Genomic DNA, 17312 nt, shown 5'->3' with positions numbered 1-17312 from the left:
ATGACGTCCGCATCCGCCACTCCTCCCTGTCTCTATGCATGAGGGACGCGCTTAGCGCTGGCAAGTCTCGGACGTATGCTGGGGCGAAGCGGGAATGCCTTCCTTGGCGGCATTTAAGGACTGTGGAGGCCGTTCTTCCCCAGCCGCCCGTGCAGAGGCGTCTCCGGCATATCCGGCTGCCGGAATCATCAGTGCGAGAACGATGGCCAGCCGTCTCATCCCTCTGCCCTGAAGCAATTTTCGCAATATTTCTTTAGCCCGTTTTCCTATCCCCTTTTTCATAATCATCCCTCCATAGCTTGGGCCAAGGTTCTGTATATGTTTTACTATGCGTCATTTTCTCCAAAGCTATCCTGATGGAGGCAAATGGCCCGGCGCCCATAAAAATAACCCCTCTAGGATTTCGTTATCCTAAGGGGTTATCAGTATTCCTGAATCATGATTAAAGTTCACCCAATCGTGTAGAATGAAATGCATGAACGGAGGGCTTACCCATCCGTGAGATGACAGGTTCATATCCAATGGTTCGAAAATTCCATGTACAGTGAATGACTTGAATCGCATCCATATTCTTGTTCCAAAAGCCCGGTTGCATCATTCCGCGATCAGAAGCGATTATGCCGTGCGTTGATGAACGCGGTGCATAATGACATAGCCTTCGACGATACGGTATTGTATCGCGCCTGCTTGCTCCATCGCCGTCAAGACGCGGGTCAAGGCGTCAACCGCATCCGAGATGATATCCAGCTCGATGCCGCGCGTGTCCTGCAAATACCGTTTGTTCAATACTTCGCGGTATGGCACAGGCAGTCGGGCGCATGCTTCCTGGAATATCATTTCTTGCTCCTTCGCGCGGGAGATGGCATGGCGAATGCGCTCTTGCTCCCGGCGCGTGCCTGGACGCTTCGCGTCCTGGATGTAGGACATCCGGTAGGTCAAGCGGCGTTCGTTGATCGCGCGGCTTGCCCGGTATCCGCCCAAATGGTTCAACCAATTGTGCACGAGTTGTGTATTCATTTGTATTACCTCCAAACCTTTCAATCTGCCGGACACTCTGCTGCCAGCAGGAAATCTCAAAATAATGTCGTTGTGTACAGTCCCCTTTGCGATAGACTATATTCTTGACTTCATAATAGTAACCGTAATCGAACACGATGAAACAGACTCGCCGATCGTGAGCTTCAAGCGAGCGCAGCGGCTATCCTTACAACAAACTTGGTGGCATGACAGACGGAATGGGCAGCAGATAAGGGTGATTCCGAAGTGAGATGTGGCAAGGTGTGTAAGATTGTAAAATGCGTAGGAGAGTGAAATTTACGATTATAAGTTGTAAGTATATACCTTCATTGAGGAAATGTCAATAAAGATAAATGAAAAATAAAAAAAGGAAATCCGCTTCCTATTACGGGGATTTCCTTGTTCTCCGATCCTGCTTCAGACACATGCAGAGGCATATCCCAGCCACGACAAACAGCGCCGCCGTCATGACCTGTTGCAAAATAATCATCGTTCCACCCCGGCTTCATCCAAAATGTACGCAAACATAATTAGCAATGATAATCATTATCATCATTATACAAAGGGATTTCCCTTTTTTCAAGTGGCTTGCTCCGTTTTGATGTATTTTTCCCTGTTGTCAGTTTGACATTCGCTACGCTTCAGCATATAGTTTTATCATCGAACTATTTCATTATGAAACAATATAGACAACTCTGCCGTGCATACACTCATTGAGGAGGAAAAACATTGACTACCAATTCAAATTCAAATTCCAATTCCAAGCAATGGATTGATCGTTATATCGCGGCCTACTTCGATGTAACGAAGCATCTGTTCGCCGATATCCGGGACGCCATTCAGGAAGAATTGACGCCTGAACAATTTCAGATTCTTCTGTTCATCAGCGGATGCCGCCGCTGCAATCCCACCGAGCTGGCGGATGCTTTTCTTGTCGGCAAAAGCTCGATCACCGCGATCATTACGCGGCTTGCCGATCGCGGGCTCATCGACCGCATTCGTGATGAATCCGATCGAAGGCAGGTGTATCTGTCCCTTACCCCCCGCGGCGAATCGGTGCTGAAGGAAGCGGAGCAGAAGGTGCAGGATATGGTATCTTCCTATCTGGTTCATTTCGAAGAGCGGGAGGTGGAGGCCTTCATCAGCACCTTCGAAAAATTAGCCTATCTGATAAGGAGAGAGGAGTAACGCTTCATGAAATTTATACTGAAGGCAAGATGGGCGATCATCGCCGTCTGGATCATCGCGGCGGCAGGCCTGATGATCGCCGCCCCTTCCTTGAACGATCTGGTCAAGGAAAAAGGGACGATCACCGTTCCTGACGGGTATCCTTCGACAGAAGCCCAGGCTATCCTGGATGAAGCTGCCGCACGGAACGGCGTCAAGGAGCAATCTCAGATTGCGCTCGTGTTCCACAACCCGGACGGGCTGCAGGCCGATGAGATCGCCGAAATTAAAACGACGATACAGCGCCTGGAGCAGCATAAGGCCGAACTGGGCATCGAGTCGGTCCTGAATCCGTATGCGCAGCCGGAGCTGGAGAAGAAGCTGGTCTCCGGGGACGGCAAGGCCGTCCTGACCTCTATCGGGGTGGCGGCCGGCGAGCATTCGACCGACGACATTATCAGCCGCATGAACAAGGAGATGGAGTCCATCGGCGTCGAGCATTATATTACCGGCAGACACTCCATCGACAAGGATACGATTCAGAGCTCCCAAGACGGTCTGAAGAAGTCGGAATATATTACGGTCGCCTTTATTCTTATTATTCTCATCCTCGTCTTCCGTTCCGTCGTCGCGCCGCTCATCCCGCTGCTGGCGGTCGGCGCCAGTTATTTGATCTCGCAGTCGATCGTTGCTTTCCTGGTCGATTCGGCGAACTTCCCCGTCTCGACCTTCACGCAGATCTTCATGGTCGCCGTCATGTTCGGGATCGGAACCGATTATTGCATTCTGCTCCTCAGCCGCTTCAAGGAGGAAGTGCCGCGGCATGAACATATCGGCGATGTCATTGCCGCCACGTACCGCACGGCCGGGAAGACGGTATTGTTCTCCGGGCTGGCCGTGCTGGTCGGCTTCACCGCCATCGGTCTATCCACCTTCATTCTGTACCGGTCGGCGGTCGCCGTCGCCATCGGCATCGCCGTCATGCTGATCGCACTGGTCACGATCGTTCCGTTCTTCATGTTCGTATTGGGCACCCGCATCTTCTGGCCGAGCCGGAACAGCTCGCTCGAACATAAAGAGAGCCGCATTTGGGGAGCGGTCGGTTCCTTCTCGCTCAAGCGTCCTTGGGTCGCCCTGCTCATCGTGGCCGCGGTCACTATCCCGTTCCTGGCCACGTATAACGGACAGCTCTCCTATAACAGTCTGGAGGAGATTGGCGACAAATACGATTCAGTCAAAGCCTTCAATATTATCGCCGACAGCTTCGAGCCGGGCGAATCGCTTCCGACCCAGATTGTCGTTCATAGCGGGAAGCCGCTCGATACCGCCGAGCATATGGCCTTGGCCGAAAAGATCAGCCGGGAGGTAGAGAAGGTTCCCGGGGTCGCCAGCGTCCGGAGCCTGAGCCGGCCTTCCGGGGAGGCTATCTCCGATCTGAAGATTACGGAGCAGGCCAAGACACTGGAAAAAGGACTTGACGAAGGCAACCAGGGCCTGTCCGATATTAAGAGCGGACTGTCCCAAGCCAGCAGCGCCTTGTCCGAGAACGCGCCGAAGCTGAAGGAAGCGGCTGACAGCGCCGGAGAGCTTACCGCGGGCACGAAGGCGCTCAAGGAAGGCATCAGCGAGCTGAATGCCGGCCTGGCCCGAATTCAGCAAGGGATTACGGACGGCTCGTCCGGCGCCGGGCAACTCAAGGCCGGCTTGTCGCAAGCCAAAGCAAGCGCCCTGCAATTGGCGAACGCCAATGAAAAGCTTCTCGCTTCATACCAGAAGATCGGCGACGGCATTCAGCAGATGGACACCGGTCTGAAGCAGATGCAGCAGCAGTTGGACGGAGCCGCGAAGGCGCTGCACTCGCTGGACGGCCGCTTCAGCCGCCTGGAAGAGAACTATCCCGATCTGCTGCGCGATGAAGATTACCTGACCATTCGCGGCACCGTCACCGAGACCGGCAAGGGAACCGCCCAATTGGCGGGAGCGCTTGGCGAGCTGAGCGGCCGCTTCGGCCCATTGTCCGCCGGATTAAGCCAGGCCAATGAAGGCTACGCCCAAGCCGTTGCCGGCCAGAAGGCGCTTGCCTCCGGACTCGATGAGCTTATTAAGGGCCTGTCCGATCTGGAGAACGGGCTCACCCAGGCTGCTCATGGCCAGGGCCAGATTATCGGCAAGGTCCCATCGGTAATCGAAGGCTTGACCCGAATCGAGAATGGCCAGCAGCAGATGGGCGACGGCTTCCAGCAATTGAACACTCAATTGACGCAGCTGACCGACGGGCTTCAGCAGGGCATCGGCGGCCTGGAGCAAGTGTCCGGGGGCCTGAATTCCGCCTCTCAATACTTAAGCGAGGTCGGCAGCACGGCAGACAGCGAGTTCAGCGGCTGGTTCGTGCCGAAGGAAGTGCTGGAGAACCCGGACTTCCAGCAAGCCATCGATCTGTATGTCTCCCCGGATCGCACCGTCATGACGCTCGACGTCGTATTCTCGGTCAACCCGTACGGCATTGAGGCGATCGAGCAAGTTCCGAATGTGCAAGCGGCGGCAGAGCGCGCGGTGGCCGGCACCGCTTGGGAACAGGCGGATATCGCTATCGGCGGCGTGTCGAGCACCTTCGCCGATCTGAAGCAGATCTCAGGGGAAGACTATACCCGTACCGTCATCTTCATGATGGCAGGCATTCTGATCATTCTCATTCTTCTGCTGCGATCCATCATTATGCCGCTATATTTGATCGCCTCGCTCATCTTGACGTACTACACGTCGCTGGGCGTAACCGAGCTTATCTTCGTCGATATGCTCGGATACTCGGGCATCAGTTGGCCGACGCCGTTCTTCAGCTTCGTCATGCTCGTCGCGCTTGGCGTCGACTACAGCATCTTCTTGATGGACCGCTTCAACGAGAATAAGCATATGGATGCCGGCGCAGCCATTCTGCATGCGATGAAGAATATGGGCACCGTCATTATATCGGCCGTTATCATTCTGGGGGGAACCTTCGCCTCCTTCTATCCATCCGGCGTGCTCAGCATGCTGCAGATTGCGACCGTCGTTCTGTCCGGTCTCGTGCTCTATGCCATTCTGCTGCTGCCTTTCTTCGTGCCCGTCATGGTCAAATTGTTCGGTTCGGCCAACTGGTGGCCGTTCCGGGCAAGCCAGGCAGATGAAGCCAAGCGCGATCGGATCGCGATGTGACACCTGAAGACGTTCTTCCCTCCCCGTCCGGATGCGTTGTTCCGGACGGTTTTTTCATGCATAACCCCTCTTCCATCCGGCAATCGTAGTTCCAAGGAGGCGATATATGTGAAAATCGTACTGATCGCTGCGCTCATTGCCGTTCCCTTCGTCATGGCTTGGCTTGCCCATCGGAATCGTGCGCTTGCCACCGCGTTTCATCTATTGGCGCTGCTGAGCTTCTTTGTTGCGGGTTCAATCTTTGCTTCCGTGATGTATGAGGTGGTTAAGCAGGGCACCCAGTTAACATCGCAAATCCATGCCGTTTTTTTATACCGGTCCTTCCTGATTGCCGGAGCTTATGTGGGGCTCTATATTCCCTACCGGCTGCTCCGAGAGCTTGGACTCCATCCGGATGACAGGGGACGAATTTAAGGAAGCTTGCCCTGAACTCTTCCCTTCCTGATCAGCGTCAATTCTCTCCTCGCCGCCGCGAGAGATCCGCAAGGCACCTCCCTTGCGAATCTCTCCTGTCATTGATGCACGCTTCCCTCTACAACCGCTTCCTGTCCGGTCTTCCTTGGCGCTCGAATAAAATCGTTCCCAGTGAGCCAAACTTCTCTCATATGAACAATCGTGAGGGTGAGCAAAGATGTCAGCAAAATACGGGAAAGTGAATGAACAGATGTTCAACAATGTGCAGCAGCTGAAGTCCATCTTTTCAGAAGCTCCCGATCTGATCTTCCGGAGCGTCGATACGCCGAACGGGACTGAAGCCATGCTTGTCTATTTCGACGGCTTGGTCGATATGAATTCCATCAACAATCATGTTCTGTACCCGCTGATTGAACAACTGTCCAGTACGGAATATTCCCTGCCTGTCACGGTCGGCAATATGGAATCGACATCCGACATGAACCAGGTCGAGAAGATGCTTCTTAACGGCAAAAGCGTGCTCTTCTTGCCAGGCGCAAGCGAGGCCTATATCTTCGATACGAGCGGCTGGCCGCAGCGGTCGATTACCGATCCGTCGATCGAGGCGTCCATCAAAGGCTCTCACCAAGGCTTCGTCGAGACGGGCATTCAAAATATCGCTCTGATTCGGCGCTATATCCCGAACCGGGAGCTCCAAATCAAGCAGTTGAAGGTTGGGACAAGAGGAGAAAACACCTTGTCCATTATGTACCTTCGCGATGTGGCCGATCCGGCCGTGCTTCAGGAGCTGATCCGGCGCGTCGACGGGCTGGACATCGACTGCATCATCAATACAGGCGAGCTGTCCGAGCTGATCGAAGACGACGCTTACTCTCCATTCCCGCAGCTCTTGATGACGGAACGGCCCGATTCGGCGGCCTCTCATATATTGCAGGGCCGCTATGTTGTCGTTGTCGATCGTTCGCCGAGCGTGCTGATCGCTCCGGTATCGTTCGTGTCGTTCTTCCAGAGTGTGGATGACTACAGCATGCGCTGGATCAATGCTTCATTCATTCGGCTGCTTCGTTTTTTTGCGTTTTTTATGGCCCTATTTTTGCCTGCGCTCTATATCGCGTTCATCACATTCAATTTCGAGGTCATTCCGATCCAGCTTATTTTATCCGTGGCGGAATCAAGAGAACACGTTCCTTTCCATCCGTTCCTGGAGGCGTTCATTATGGAAGTGACCTTAGAGATGATGCGTGAGGCGGGAATCCGGCTGCCGGCGCCGATCGGACAGACGGTTGGACTCGTTGGCGGGATAATAATCGGGCAGACCGCCGTCCAGGCGGGCATCGTCAGCAACATCATGGTTATCGTCGTCGCCTCCACGGCGATCGCATCCTTCATCATTCCCAACATCGACATGGGAACGGCGATTCGCTTCCTGCGGTTTCCAATGATGCTGATTGCCTTTCTGTACGGCTTCGTCGGCATCGTATGCGCGGCTATGCTTCTTATCTCTCACCTCTGCTCGCTGACATCGCTCGGGGCCGCCTACGGAAGCCCATTCGCTCCCGTCCGCTACGCCGATCTGAAGGATACGGTCCTTCGCTTCCCGCTGTGGTCGATGAAGACGCGTCCAACCGGCCCGGGTCCGCAGCAGCTCAAACGGCAAGGAGAGAATCCACCTGAAGGAGGCAGGCCGAAGTGAACCAGTACCGCATCACCTTCATGCAGTTCGCCTTGTTGGTTCACAGCATTCAATTAGCGATAGGCGTCCTGTCCCTTCCCCGCCAGCTCGCGGAGATCGCGTCTACGGACGGGTGGATATCTCTTATCCTGTCTTGGTTAATCAATCTGTTGTTCAGCATGCTTATCGTTGTCGTCATGAGACAATACCCGGAAGATACGCTTCCGGATTTGCTGGAGCGGCTGTTCGGTCGGGTTATCGGCAAGCTCGTGCTGGCGCTCGTCGCCCTGCATTTCACATTTTTATCCTGGTCGATATATATCGCCACCATGCTGTATATTAAATCGTGGTTCCTGGTGATGACGCCAATACCATTCATCTTGCTCCTGTTCGTCATCCCCGCCTATGTGACAGCGCGAAAGCATATTACACATATCGCCAGATATTGTGAAGTTATGTTTTATTTGACGATTTGGATGGCTCCGGTACTTTTGCTCCCATTGCGAGAAGGGTATCTTCTCCACTTTCTTCCTGTTCTCAAGGAAGGCTGGGGGCCCGTATTTCAGGCGATGCCGATCACGACACCCGCCTATCTCGGATTTGAGATCGTATTTTTCGTGTATCCGTTTTTAACGCGCAAGGATCTCGCCATCCAAGGCATCCTGCTTGGCAATACATTGACCATGCTGGTTTATGTCTTTGGCACGATTGTCTGCTTCGGCTTTTTTAGCCCGGACGAGATCACGCAATACAATCAACCGATATTGAACCTGTTGAAGGTTATCGAGTTCCGGTTCCTTGAACGGTTCGACATTATTTTCCTTGCCCTCTATCTGTTTGTGATCTCGACGTCGCTAGTACCGTCTTTGTACGGAGCTTCCCTCAGCGGCGCGAAGCTGTTCGGGAAGAAGAACCACGGGCCATATGTGCTCGTTATATGCATGGGCACGTTGTTGGCAGCGACGTGGATCAGGCCTTCCTGGCTCGAGTCCCTTCGCTATTATCAATGGGCCGGCTATTCCGGGTTAATCGTCTCGTATCTGTTGCCGTTTCTGCTATACCTGTTCATCAAAATCCATCAGAAGCTGACACCGAAGGAGGCGACTCAATGATGCGGCGTGCCATCACAATTGTTATTGTGCTGCTGGTTGTGCTCCCGCTTCCCGGTTGCGCAACCTATACGACGATCGAGAATATGGCGCTGACGCTGCTGGTCGGCCTCGATCTGGATGAAGAAGGCAACCTGCTGCTTGCGGTATCGAGTCCGGTTTTTTCGAAGGAGGCTGAGGACAATGAAGAAGAATTCGAGGTCCGCTCGACCACCTTGCGCCATTCCCGCGAAGAATTCGACAAGCGGGCGCTTGGGATCGAAACGGCTGGCAAGACCCAGGCGATCATCATCGGCAAGCGGCTTGCCGCGCAAGAGAATTGGTCATCATTGCTCGATCCGTTCTATCGGGACACCAAGAGCACCGTGTCTGCACGGGTCGTCTATTTCGATGGCGCCCTTAGCGACCTGATTCAATTTTCAGCCGAGGACAAGCCTCGCCTCCCCTTATATTTGTCGAAGCTGGTGGATACGGGTCTGCTGCGGAATGAGACAACCAAGACGACTGTCCAGGAATTCCATCGGCATGTCCATGAGAAAGGGATGACCCCTAGCATAACCGGCATGCGCAAAGAGGAAGGCTTAACCTTGACAGGCACCGCGCTGCTGGATAAATCGTCCCGGTTCAAAATGATGGCCAATTCCGACGAGACGAAGCTGCTACACATATTAAGAAATAAAACAAAGGGCGAATTCCCGTTTACACTTCATCTTCCGATGACTCCAGAAAAAGGACCCGGGAATGTCGACATGAAGCAGCTCAGCATCAATCTCCAGAGTATTAAGCCGAAGATTCAAGCACGGTACGCCCAGGGCCGCTTCGTGTTCGATGTGAACATTCGCTCCATCGTCTATGTGACGGAACGTCTATTCCCGTTTGATATCATGTCGCCGTACCATGAATTGGAGCAGAAAATTGCCGCGAATCTGGAGGAGCAGTTCAACAGTCTGATTCGCAAGCTGCAAAAAGCGCGCATCGATCCGGCGGGGTTCGGCATGTATGCAAGAGCCCACGCATATCCGCAATGGAAGAAAGCCCAAGAACATTGGGAGGATTATTTCGAAGAGGCGATTGTTAATGTGAAGGTGGAAGTCAAGATCGTCGGTATGGGGGCCGTAAGATAAGCGGCGCTGAAATGATGCAGGGGGCCAAGTCGCCTCACCTTCTTAAGTTCGGCGGCGAATCGGCCCTACCTTAGATTGGTTACATATTTACACTGTTTTTTTGCTCCACTGGGAGAGCATTGTCTTTCTTGTTGAACAGCATCTTCAGCATAGGCGGCGTTACCAGCGTCGTAATAATGACCATGATGATGATCGACGTGAAGTATTCCGGCTGAAGCAGCCCGGACTGCAAGCCTGTGGCTGCAATAATGAGGGCGACTTCTCCTCGGGAGATCATCCCTGCGCCAATCGCGAGCGAGGATCGGCTGTCGAATCCGGTTGCGCGTGCGCCCAGCCAGCCCCCGGCCAGCTTCGTCACGACAGCGATGATCGTAATGACAGCGAGCAGGCCCAACTGGCTGCCGATGCCGTCGAATGACACATTCAGCCCGATGCTGACGAAGAAAACCGGAACAAAGATCGAATAAGCGATCGGCTCGACCTTATGCTCGACATCATGCTTGTATGGGGTCATCGACACCGCGATGCCGGCAGCGAAGGCGCCGATAATGCCGGCCATCTGCATCCACTCGGCAAAATAGGAAAACGCAAAGCAAATAATCAAGGCCGCGCTAATCACCGCTTCGGTCACCTTAAGCGGAGCCAGCCATTTCATCACGCGCGGCACGATAAGCCAGCCGGCCACGAAAGTAATGGCGAAGAACAAGAGTTTCTTACCGACGAGCAGTCCGATAGAGACGTCTCCCCCTTGGCCGACGATGCTCATAATGAACGCCAGCAGGATAACGACAAGCACATCGTCCACGACGGCGGCCCCAAGGATTGTCGTCCCTTCTCTGGAGTTGAGCTTGTTCATTTCTTTAAGGACCTGGACAGAAATGCTGACCGAAGTCGCGCAAAAGATAACGCCGAAGAACAGCGCATAATTCGAAGAAAAACCGAACGCGATCGCTGAACTGTAGCCGCCAATAAAAGGCAGAATGATGCCGCCAACGGCAACCGCAAACGCCGATTTCCAGTTTTTGCGGAGCTGATCGACATCGGTCTCCAGTCCGGCAATGAACATCAGCAGCAAGACACCGATTTCAGATACCTGAGTGATGAAGCTGTCCTTCTCAATCCAGCCCAGCACAGCCGGACCGAGCAGGATGCCAACGATCAGCTTCCCCAATACGGCGGGCTGCCCGAGGCGGACCGAGATGTCCCCTGCCACCTTGGTGCACAGCAGAATCAAGGCAAGATACAGAATAAATTCCATTGCGATTCCCCCATCTTTACAAAATTTAACATTTCTAAAAAAAGACAAAGAGGAGCCCTAAATTGCCAGGCTCCTCCAAAATAAAACGTATTTTTTTAGACGAATTACGTCTATTATACTCCACTTTATCGTAAGTTGCAAACCATTTCTAAGTAAGGGTGCAAAAAGGTTGTCCTTCGTCTGCGGACGACAGGACAACCCCAGTACGAAAACGAAATTTGCTACTTGAACAGGGAGAGGCGTTGGGACGGGATGATGGTGGAGACAGCCGATTTGTTGATAAGGCTGTACTTGGAATCGATTTTGAGCACAATCGTGTACACATCGAATGACGTAATCATGCCCTTCATCTGGATTCCATTTTTCGTAATGAGCGTGACGGGCACTTCCTGCTGGATCGCTTCCGTAAGAAACTGCTCTTGCAAGCTTCGATCGGTCGATTTCTTCAAGTGCGATCATCCCCTTCCTTTTAAAGTCAACCTACTGCTAAGTTTACCAGATTTCAGACAGAGAGAAAAATAGTTCACAGGATGTCTTTCTGTACCGCCAAAACGTGTCTGTATTCTTACTATATCGACAAGTTTGACGAAAATTGTTTGGAGGAAATCCATATCATGATTTCCGTCTTTCCCCATACATAATCCCCATGTCCACTCCCATACTAAGTATGATCTGCTGCGCTGAGGGGGGTGAATGCAAGTGGAAACAAGAAGTCTGGGCGCGCACGAGACGTTGGAGCTTCATGAGCTCCTCACTTTTAAAAATGCATGCATGACCAAAACGGCAACGATGGTCAACCTGGTGTCCTGCCAGGAGCTGAAAGGCTTAATGCAGCAAGACATTCAACAATCGGCCCAAGCGATTAAGGATTATCAAGGACTGTTATCCAGAGCCCGCAGCTAATGATGAAAGGAGGCACACAATGAATACGATCATGGAAAATTTGACAGGCACCGCAGGCATGACCGATCAGGTCGTTGCAACGGATATGCTGATTGCAGCCAAGTCCGGGATTAAAGATCTGGCTACCGCGCTGACCGAAGCCGCGACTCCGGAGGTACGGACGGTTTTGCGCAATCACCTCGATACCGCCATTCAGGCCCATGAGCAATTAACCGCGTACATGATGAAGAATGGCTATTACCACCCGTATAACCTGCAGGAACAGCTTCAGCTTGATATGAACAATGCGAACACGGCACTGAACATGGTACAGCGGAACGGATAGCAGGCCGTTCAAGATTGGGGAACGGTCCTGTCGCTCGGATTCCTGTTCCCCTCTTTCCTTCCCTGTATTTTTGCCCCTTCATTCCCCCTGTCTTTTATCCAATTATTATACAAAAAGGCAAACATCGTCAACCTCATCGTGATGTTGGGACAGACAAAGATTGCAGTTTCTCCTGTCTTGTCTGCACTTGCTGGCACATAGAATAAGAAGAAGAGCTGCAAGTGAGGTGATGAGTGCAATGCTGTCTGTCGCAAGAGGCTGTCTATTCTTCATAATCGGAGCCGTGTGCATACTGATGCTGGCCATTCTGGCGGGCGGAGCTCTTTTCCTGTCCTTATTCTTCGTGCTTCCGATCTTGTTCCTCGCCATCTGGAAAGCGTCGCGGGGCCGAAGATGAGAAATGGGAGGCCGGAATGCGCTTGCCCATCATCGCGTCCAATCGGAATCGGGGTGCGGCTGCGGAGGGGCCGATTCTCGAAGCTGAAGGAGCGTGAACATAAAAATAAGAGGAGCTGGCGAGTTACCAGCCCCTCTATAAAGAAGCAATGTTGACGTAACCGGATAAGCGGTTGAGAGGAATGATACCCTGTGGGAATCAGGCTTGTTGGTAGGCGCCTTCTCCCGAGAAACGCTGCACAACCAAGTCGGAAGTGCCTTCTTTGACCGTAATCGTTTTTGTTTCTATCAACATTTATTTTCCTCTCCTTCAAAATAAATCATATCCGCTCCTTCCATTATAATTGATGATGATTATTATTTTCAATTCATGGATATCAAGCGCCGGCCCCGACTCGCTATACTCTTGGGTTGAATAGACACGGACGCCCCGGTTGATGCGGGACGGCCAAGCTGAGAATAAGGAGACGCGACAATGGACTGCATCTATCTCAAGACAGATGTTCCGGACATGGGCCTTACCTATTATGTTGAAGTCGACGGCGAGCGCGTCGCCCGCCGCGAAGAGCTCGCCCCCGGTACCCCGCCGGAATATTTGTATCCCGGCCACCGCGCCGACGGCATCGTGCTCGGGTACGATGAAGACAACTTCTGGCTCGTACTGGGGGATGTCCAAGTGTCGGAAGAAAACATCGCCATCGAATGGGGTTAATACCCAAGGCTCGCAACTGCCGCCATTCCACTCATGATCAGGCATCGCTCCGGTACCTTGCAAAAACGTAATGCACTCGTCACCTAATTACATTCCGCAAGGAAGCAGGATGACTTATGATGAATGTGCCGCATAAGCATACGAAATTGAAGGTGATGCATTATGAAGAAGTTTATCCTTATTATGGTCTCCATTGTCGTTATCGCATCTATCGTAGTGGCAGGCTTTCTTCTTTTCGGAGTCGATCTAGCCAAAATGAAAGCCGAGTGGGGCACAACCAAAATGTATGTGCATATTACCGAAAACGGCCAGGAAGAAAAAATCGGAGCGGACAGCGGAGATCCTTTTTCGCGTTACTACTACACACTGACCGCCTATGACGAGGAAGGCAACGAAGCGAAGGTGTCCTTCAGCGCTCATAAAAATTTGCGGCTCGATTCGTTCCTCCTCGTGTATGTCAAGGATGCCGAGAACGGCAACCCGATTCGGGACATCGGAAGATATGACGAAGTAACGAAGGAAGCGATTCCGGCTAAGGCCAGAGAGAAATTAGGAGTGGAATGAAATGTACAAAGCCCTGCCGAACCCGGCAGGGCTTACATCGTCACTCGACGTTCAGCCATTCCCCGCAATGCTGCGCCAAGCCTTCCAATTCATTGATAAAAACGCCGGCATGATATCCATCACAAACGGCATGATGGACCTGCAATGAAACGGGCAATAGCGTTTGACCATTCTGTATCGAAATATTTTCCGCTCGTAACAATGGGCAGCAAATACCGCCCATCTCCGAATGCTCAATTTTGCCTGCTTCCTCGCGGAAGGCATCGGCATTGCGGCCGTCGGCGGACTGCTGACGGAACCGTGGCTGAATGTCAGCCTATGGCCCGGGGGCGGCGGAGCCGCTTCTCTCTACAGCAATATTACGCTGCTGTGTATGACGGTCGTCGCTGCCGGAGGTTATTATAGAGCTGCGAAGTCTTTAATTGGGAGTGAATTTTACCACTACGCCATGCAATATTTGAACTACTCCAATTCCGGACTTCACTCCATCCTCTTCCTAGCAGATCGCACCGCACCAAATCGAACTCCCGGAACCGTGATATCAAGTGAATGACAGGAGGCTAGTAGATATGGAAAACCCATGGCATGAGCGTTTTCGTTCAGACGACTATTATTATGGAGAAGAAGCGAATGTATTTATTCAACAACAGGCCTTTCGGTTAGAGGCATGCAAAAAGATCATCGCATTTGCCGAAGGAGAAGGCAGGAATGCGGTGTTTTTGGCAACGAGAGGACATGATGTGACCGCCCTTGACTACGCGGAAAGCGGTCTGCTCAAAACGAAAAAGCTGGCTCAGAAGCATGCGGTCCACGTGTATGCCGAAAAAGCGGATCTCTTGACCGATCGCGTGCCCCACGAGGAATACGATGCAGCCATCATGGTATTTGGACATTTTCATCAAGAGGCCCAAAAAATAGTGCTTGCGAAGCTGAAAAATGCGGTAAAACCTGGCGGGATGATCATGCTTGAAGTATACTCCAGGGAGCAATTGCATTATGGCACAGGCGGCCCCCGGGATCCGGGCATGCTGTACGATCCGCAGGATCTGCTTGCATGGTGCGAAGGTTATCGAGTAATCCATTTCTTCTATGGAGAGCAAGAGCGGGTGGAAGGAAAGGGACATACCGGTCTAGCCCATGTCATTCAGCTTGTAGTAAGAAAATAATTGACAAAAGGCGTTGATTTCCTTTTAAGAAAGATGCTATACTGTAAATGTATGTAAAAACCTTTAGGAGGATTATTAAAAGATGCATTCGATCAGACTACGTTCCCTACCTTTGAATAAGTAATTTTATATTCAAAGGCTCTGCTTGTGTAAGCAGGGTGAACGGGATCAGTCTGCCCTCTTTTAATGATCTTCATTTTGCATAACATCATATTGCAAGGTGCAGAAAGGCGGATCATGCTGCCTTTCTTTTTTTATGCAAATTTCTCTCTTGCCAGCCAGAGATGTTTATTTGGCTATGACTGTTAAGCGCCATCCATGTAAGGGCGAGGTCTCTTCCGTTTGCTCTCGATCACAGCAGAGTGCTTGTGATTTTTTTATGAGAGGAAGAGATAACGTGACCAGAAGAACGAATAAGTACACCAGCCAAAAAATCAGCCGTGGAGAACCCCCCAATTTTTTAGGACAGCATTTCATGCACAATAAAAAGCTGCTTCATGAGATGGTGAGTCAAGCCAGGGTAAGTAAAGCGGATATGGTCTTGGAGCTGGGAGCCGGAAAAGGAGCTCTAACCGAGGTTCTGGTTCAGAAAGCGGGAAAAGTATTGGCAGTGGAGTATGATGCTCAGTTCATCGAATACCTGAGACAAAAAACGACGCATGACGCGCATGTGAAAGTCATTCACCAGGATATTTTGAAGCTGCATCTTCCTAAAGAAAACTTTATTGTCGTGTCCAATATTCCCTATGCCATCACGACACCCATTATGAAAATGCTGTTAAACAATCCGGTGAGCCCCTTCCAACGGGGCGTCCTTATTATCGAAAAGGGAGCGGCCAAAAGATTCACGGCCCCGACCGTCAAAGATGCCTATGTCGCTGCCTGGAGGATCTGGTTTGACATCCGTTATGTCAAAACGGTGCCCCGGGACTATTTTTCTCCCCCGCCTAAAGTGGATTCTGCCATGCTGTGCATTACCAGAAAAGCGAAACCGGCGATCCCGTTGAAGGAGTACCGGATGTTCCACAGACTTGCGGAGTATGTGCTTCAGGAGCCAAAGTCTTCTCTTGATATCGCGATGAAAGGGATATTTACGCCCCCTCAAATCGCGCATGTAAAACGAAGTATGCATGTACAAGACGGCCATAGGGTTGAGTCTTTAACCGAAGTCCAGTGGGGAATGATTTATGACACGATGATGAAGCATGTTCCGCCGTTCAGATGGCCGAAGACGAGAAATAAAGGACGAACGAAGTAATGCCCGTTAGGCTGAGCTCGAACCGCTGAAGGATATGGGGAGGCAAGAATGCCTGCCGATAGCTGAAAAAAGTCTGCCGGCTCTAAGCTGCCGAACGCTTGGAGCCGGTTTGTCGCTTTTCCGGAAGCGCGATGCCCATGACCTTATTTGGCTTCCCTAGCCTTCCCGCAGCGCCGGAACAGCTCGTCTTCCGTCTTGCATAACGGCAGCCCCATCCGGGCGTGCAGCTTGACGAGCCATGGCTGGGCCAGTCCGGCCTCCCGCATCAGGGCGGCGTCGGCGAACACCTCGGTCTCTACGCCTTCCAGCAGAACGCGTCCTTGCTTCAAAATATACACGTAATTGCAGATTTCATAAATCAAATCAATATCATGGCTCGAAATCAATATATTTTTCCCGGCTTCGGCCAAATCCCGGATCAGCTCCATCATCATCTGTCTGCCTTCCGGATCGAGCCCCGCCGTAGGCTCGTCAAGCAGCAGCCATTGCGTATCAAGCACGATCGCCCCGGCAATCGCTACCCGCTTCTTCTGCCCATAGCTCAAATACTGCACCGGCTTATCGCGGAAGTCCGCCGCGCCCACCGTCGCCAGCGCTTGATTGACCCGCGCCGCGATCTCCGCTTCTCCCCTCCCCAGATTCCGAAGAGCAAAAGCGACATCATCCGCCACGTTCGAATAAAAAATTTGCTGATCCGGGTCCTGAAAAACAATCCCGACTTCGGTGCGCAAGGACAGCAGATCCTTCTTGCCATAGCGGAGCGGCCGCCCATGGAACATCACTTCCCCGCTTGACGGCTTGAGCAGGCCGAGCAGCAGCTTGAACAGCGTCGATTTCCCCGAGCCATTGGCGCCGACGAGCCCGATAATATTCCCTTTCGCCAGATTAATCGAGACATCATCCAGCGCCCGCTTGCCGTCTTCATATTCAAAACAGAGATGATTCGTGGATAACATCCGTCCACCCTCTTTCGTAATCGAGGACCTCCAGTGTTCAAAAAGCCCGATTGTCAGCGCCGAGAAGGTTGCTTGAACT

17 protein-coding genes and 2 pseudogenes are annotated in these 17312 nt (G+C 52.2%); 12 read left to right on the top strand and 7 right to left on the bottom strand.

The features are described from left to right. Positions 1-51 precede the first annotated feature (51 nt). Both OCY70_RS21810 and OCY70_RS21805 read right to left on the bottom strand, forming a co-directional pair. Complete coding sequence (locus OCY70_RS21810) at positions 52-282, bottom strand: ATPase (RefSeq protein ID WP_249725194.1); 231 nt, start codon at positions 280-282, stop codon at positions 52-54. Between the two features lie 333 nt (positions 283-615). After that, positions 616-1017 carry a DNA-directed RNA polymerase gene (locus OCY70_RS21805; protein WP_213428724.1) on the bottom strand — a complete coding sequence of 134 codons (402 nt, stop codon included), beginning with the start codon at positions 1015-1017 and terminating at the stop codon, positions 616-618. A gap of 729 nt (positions 1018-1746) precedes the next feature. Here OCY70_RS21805 and OCY70_RS21800 point away from each other — a divergent pair. The 6 genes from OCY70_RS21800 (at position 1747) to OCY70_RS21775 (ending at position 9695) form a co-directional block, all read left to right on the top strand. Next, the gene (locus tag OCY70_RS21800; RefSeq protein WP_213428727.1) at positions 1747-2205 is read left to right on the top strand and encodes a MarR family winged helix-turn-helix transcriptional regulator; all 459 of its coding nucleotides are present in this window, start codon (positions 1747-1749) and stop codon (positions 2203-2205) included. Positions 2206-2211: 6 nt separating this feature from the next. Then, a complete protein-coding gene (locus OCY70_RS21795) occupies positions 2212-5376 on the top strand; it encodes an MMPL family transporter (RefSeq protein ID WP_213428729.1) in 3165 nt (1054 codons plus the stop codon). A gap of 108 nt (positions 5377-5484) precedes the next feature. Next, positions 5485-5790, top strand: coding sequence for a transposase (locus tag OCY70_RS21790; RefSeq protein ID WP_213428730.1), 306 nt, complete (start codon positions 5485-5487; stop codon positions 5788-5790). A 217-nt stretch (positions 5791-6007) separates the two neighbouring features. After that, positions 6008-7483, top strand: a complete 1476-nt coding sequence (locus OCY70_RS21785) for a spore germination protein (protein WP_213428732.1) — start codon at positions 6008-6010, stop codon at positions 7481-7483. Next, positions 7480-8574 (top strand): GerAB/ArcD/ProY family transporter, encoded by a 1095-nt coding sequence (locus tag OCY70_RS21780; RefSeq protein ID WP_213428733.1) that lies wholly within the window; start codon positions 7480-7482, stop codon positions 8572-8574. Before OCY70_RS21785 ends, OCY70_RS21780 begins: the two co-directional genes overlap by 4 nt. Beyond that, positions 8571-9695, top strand: a complete 1125-nt coding sequence (locus OCY70_RS21775) for a Ger(x)C family spore germination protein (protein WP_213428735.1) — start codon at positions 8571-8573, stop codon at positions 9693-9695. Before OCY70_RS21780 ends, OCY70_RS21775 begins: the two co-directional genes overlap by 4 nt. Before the next feature lie 79 nt (positions 9696-9774). Here the strand turns inward: OCY70_RS21775 and OCY70_RS21770 are convergent, their stop codons facing one another. Then, a complete protein-coding gene (locus tag OCY70_RS21770; RefSeq protein WP_213428737.1) occupies positions 9775-10953 on the bottom strand; it encodes a cation:proton antiporter in 1179 nt (392 codons plus the stop codon). Positions 10954-11174: 221 nt separating this feature from the next. Then, entirely contained in the window at positions 11175-11402 is a 228-nt protein-coding gene (gene hfq / locus OCY70_RS21765; RefSeq protein ID WP_087442306.1) for an RNA chaperone Hfq, read from the bottom strand. 250 nt (positions 11403-11652) lie between these two features. Here hfq and OCY70_RS21760 point away from each other — a divergent pair, with 250 nt between their 5' ends. Both OCY70_RS21760 and OCY70_RS21755 read left to right on the top strand, forming a co-directional pair. Further along, positions 11653-11856, top strand: a complete 204-nt coding sequence (locus OCY70_RS21760) for a spore coat protein (protein WP_261945166.1) — start codon at positions 11653-11655, stop codon at positions 11854-11856. A 19-nt stretch (positions 11857-11875) separates the two neighbouring features. After that, positions 11876-12181: a spore coat protein gene (locus tag OCY70_RS21755; RefSeq protein ID WP_213428742.1), complete on the top strand. Its 306-nt coding sequence runs from the start codon at positions 11876-11878 to the stop codon at positions 12179-12181. Positions 12182-12782: 601 nt separating this feature from the next. On the opposite strand, the pseudogene OCY70_RS21750 reads toward OCY70_RS21755, so the two are convergent. Then, positions 12783-12872, bottom strand: a pseudogene (locus tag OCY70_RS21750) (antibiotic biosynthesis monooxygenase); the annotation flags it as partial. Between the two features lie 180 nt (positions 12873-13052). On the opposite strand from OCY70_RS21750, the gene OCY70_RS21745 reads away from it, so the two are divergent. Both OCY70_RS21745 and OCY70_RS21740 read left to right on the top strand, forming a co-directional pair. Next, positions 13053-13289 carry a hypothetical protein gene (locus OCY70_RS21745; protein ID WP_213428743.1) on the top strand — a complete coding sequence of 79 codons (237 nt, stop codon included), beginning with the start codon at positions 13053-13055 and terminating at the stop codon, positions 13287-13289. A 162-nt stretch (positions 13290-13451) separates the two neighbouring features. After that, positions 13452-13853, top strand: a complete 402-nt coding sequence (locus tag OCY70_RS21740) for a YxeA family protein (protein ID WP_213428746.1) — start codon at positions 13452-13454, stop codon at positions 13851-13853. 40 nt (positions 13854-13893) lie between these two features. Here the strand turns inward: OCY70_RS21740 and OCY70_RS21735 are convergent. Then, positions 13894-14016, bottom strand: a pseudogene (locus OCY70_RS21735) (CatA-like O-acetyltransferase); the annotation flags it as partial. A 406-nt stretch (positions 14017-14422) separates the two neighbouring features. On the opposite strand from OCY70_RS21735, the gene OCY70_RS21730 reads away from it, so the two are divergent. Further along, positions 14423-15019 (top strand): class I SAM-dependent methyltransferase, encoded by a 597-nt coding sequence (locus OCY70_RS21730; protein WP_213428748.1) that lies wholly within the window; start codon positions 14423-14425, stop codon positions 15017-15019. Positions 15020-15416: 397 nt separating this feature from the next. Further along, complete coding sequence (gene erm / locus OCY70_RS21725; RefSeq protein ID WP_213428751.1) at positions 15417-16277, top strand: 23S ribosomal RNA methyltransferase Erm; 861 nt, start codon at positions 15417-15419, stop codon at positions 16275-16277. Between the two features lie 143 nt (positions 16278-16420). On the opposite strand, the gene OCY70_RS21720 is transcribed toward erm, so the two are convergent. Then, positions 16421-17233, bottom strand: a complete 813-nt coding sequence (locus OCY70_RS21720; protein WP_213428753.1) for an ATP-binding cassette domain-containing protein — start codon at positions 17231-17233, stop codon at positions 16421-16423. Positions 17234-17312 lie beyond the last annotated feature (79 nt).

This window comes from Paenibacillus melissococcoides, from assembly GCA_944800085.1.
In the GTDB taxonomy this organism is placed as follows: domain Bacteria; phylum Bacillota; class Bacilli; order Paenibacillales; family Paenibacillaceae; genus Paenibacillus_B; species Paenibacillus_B melissococcoides.
The sequence above is the reverse complement of the archived record's forward strand: the minus strand, read 5'-3'. Positions and strand labels throughout refer to the sequence as shown.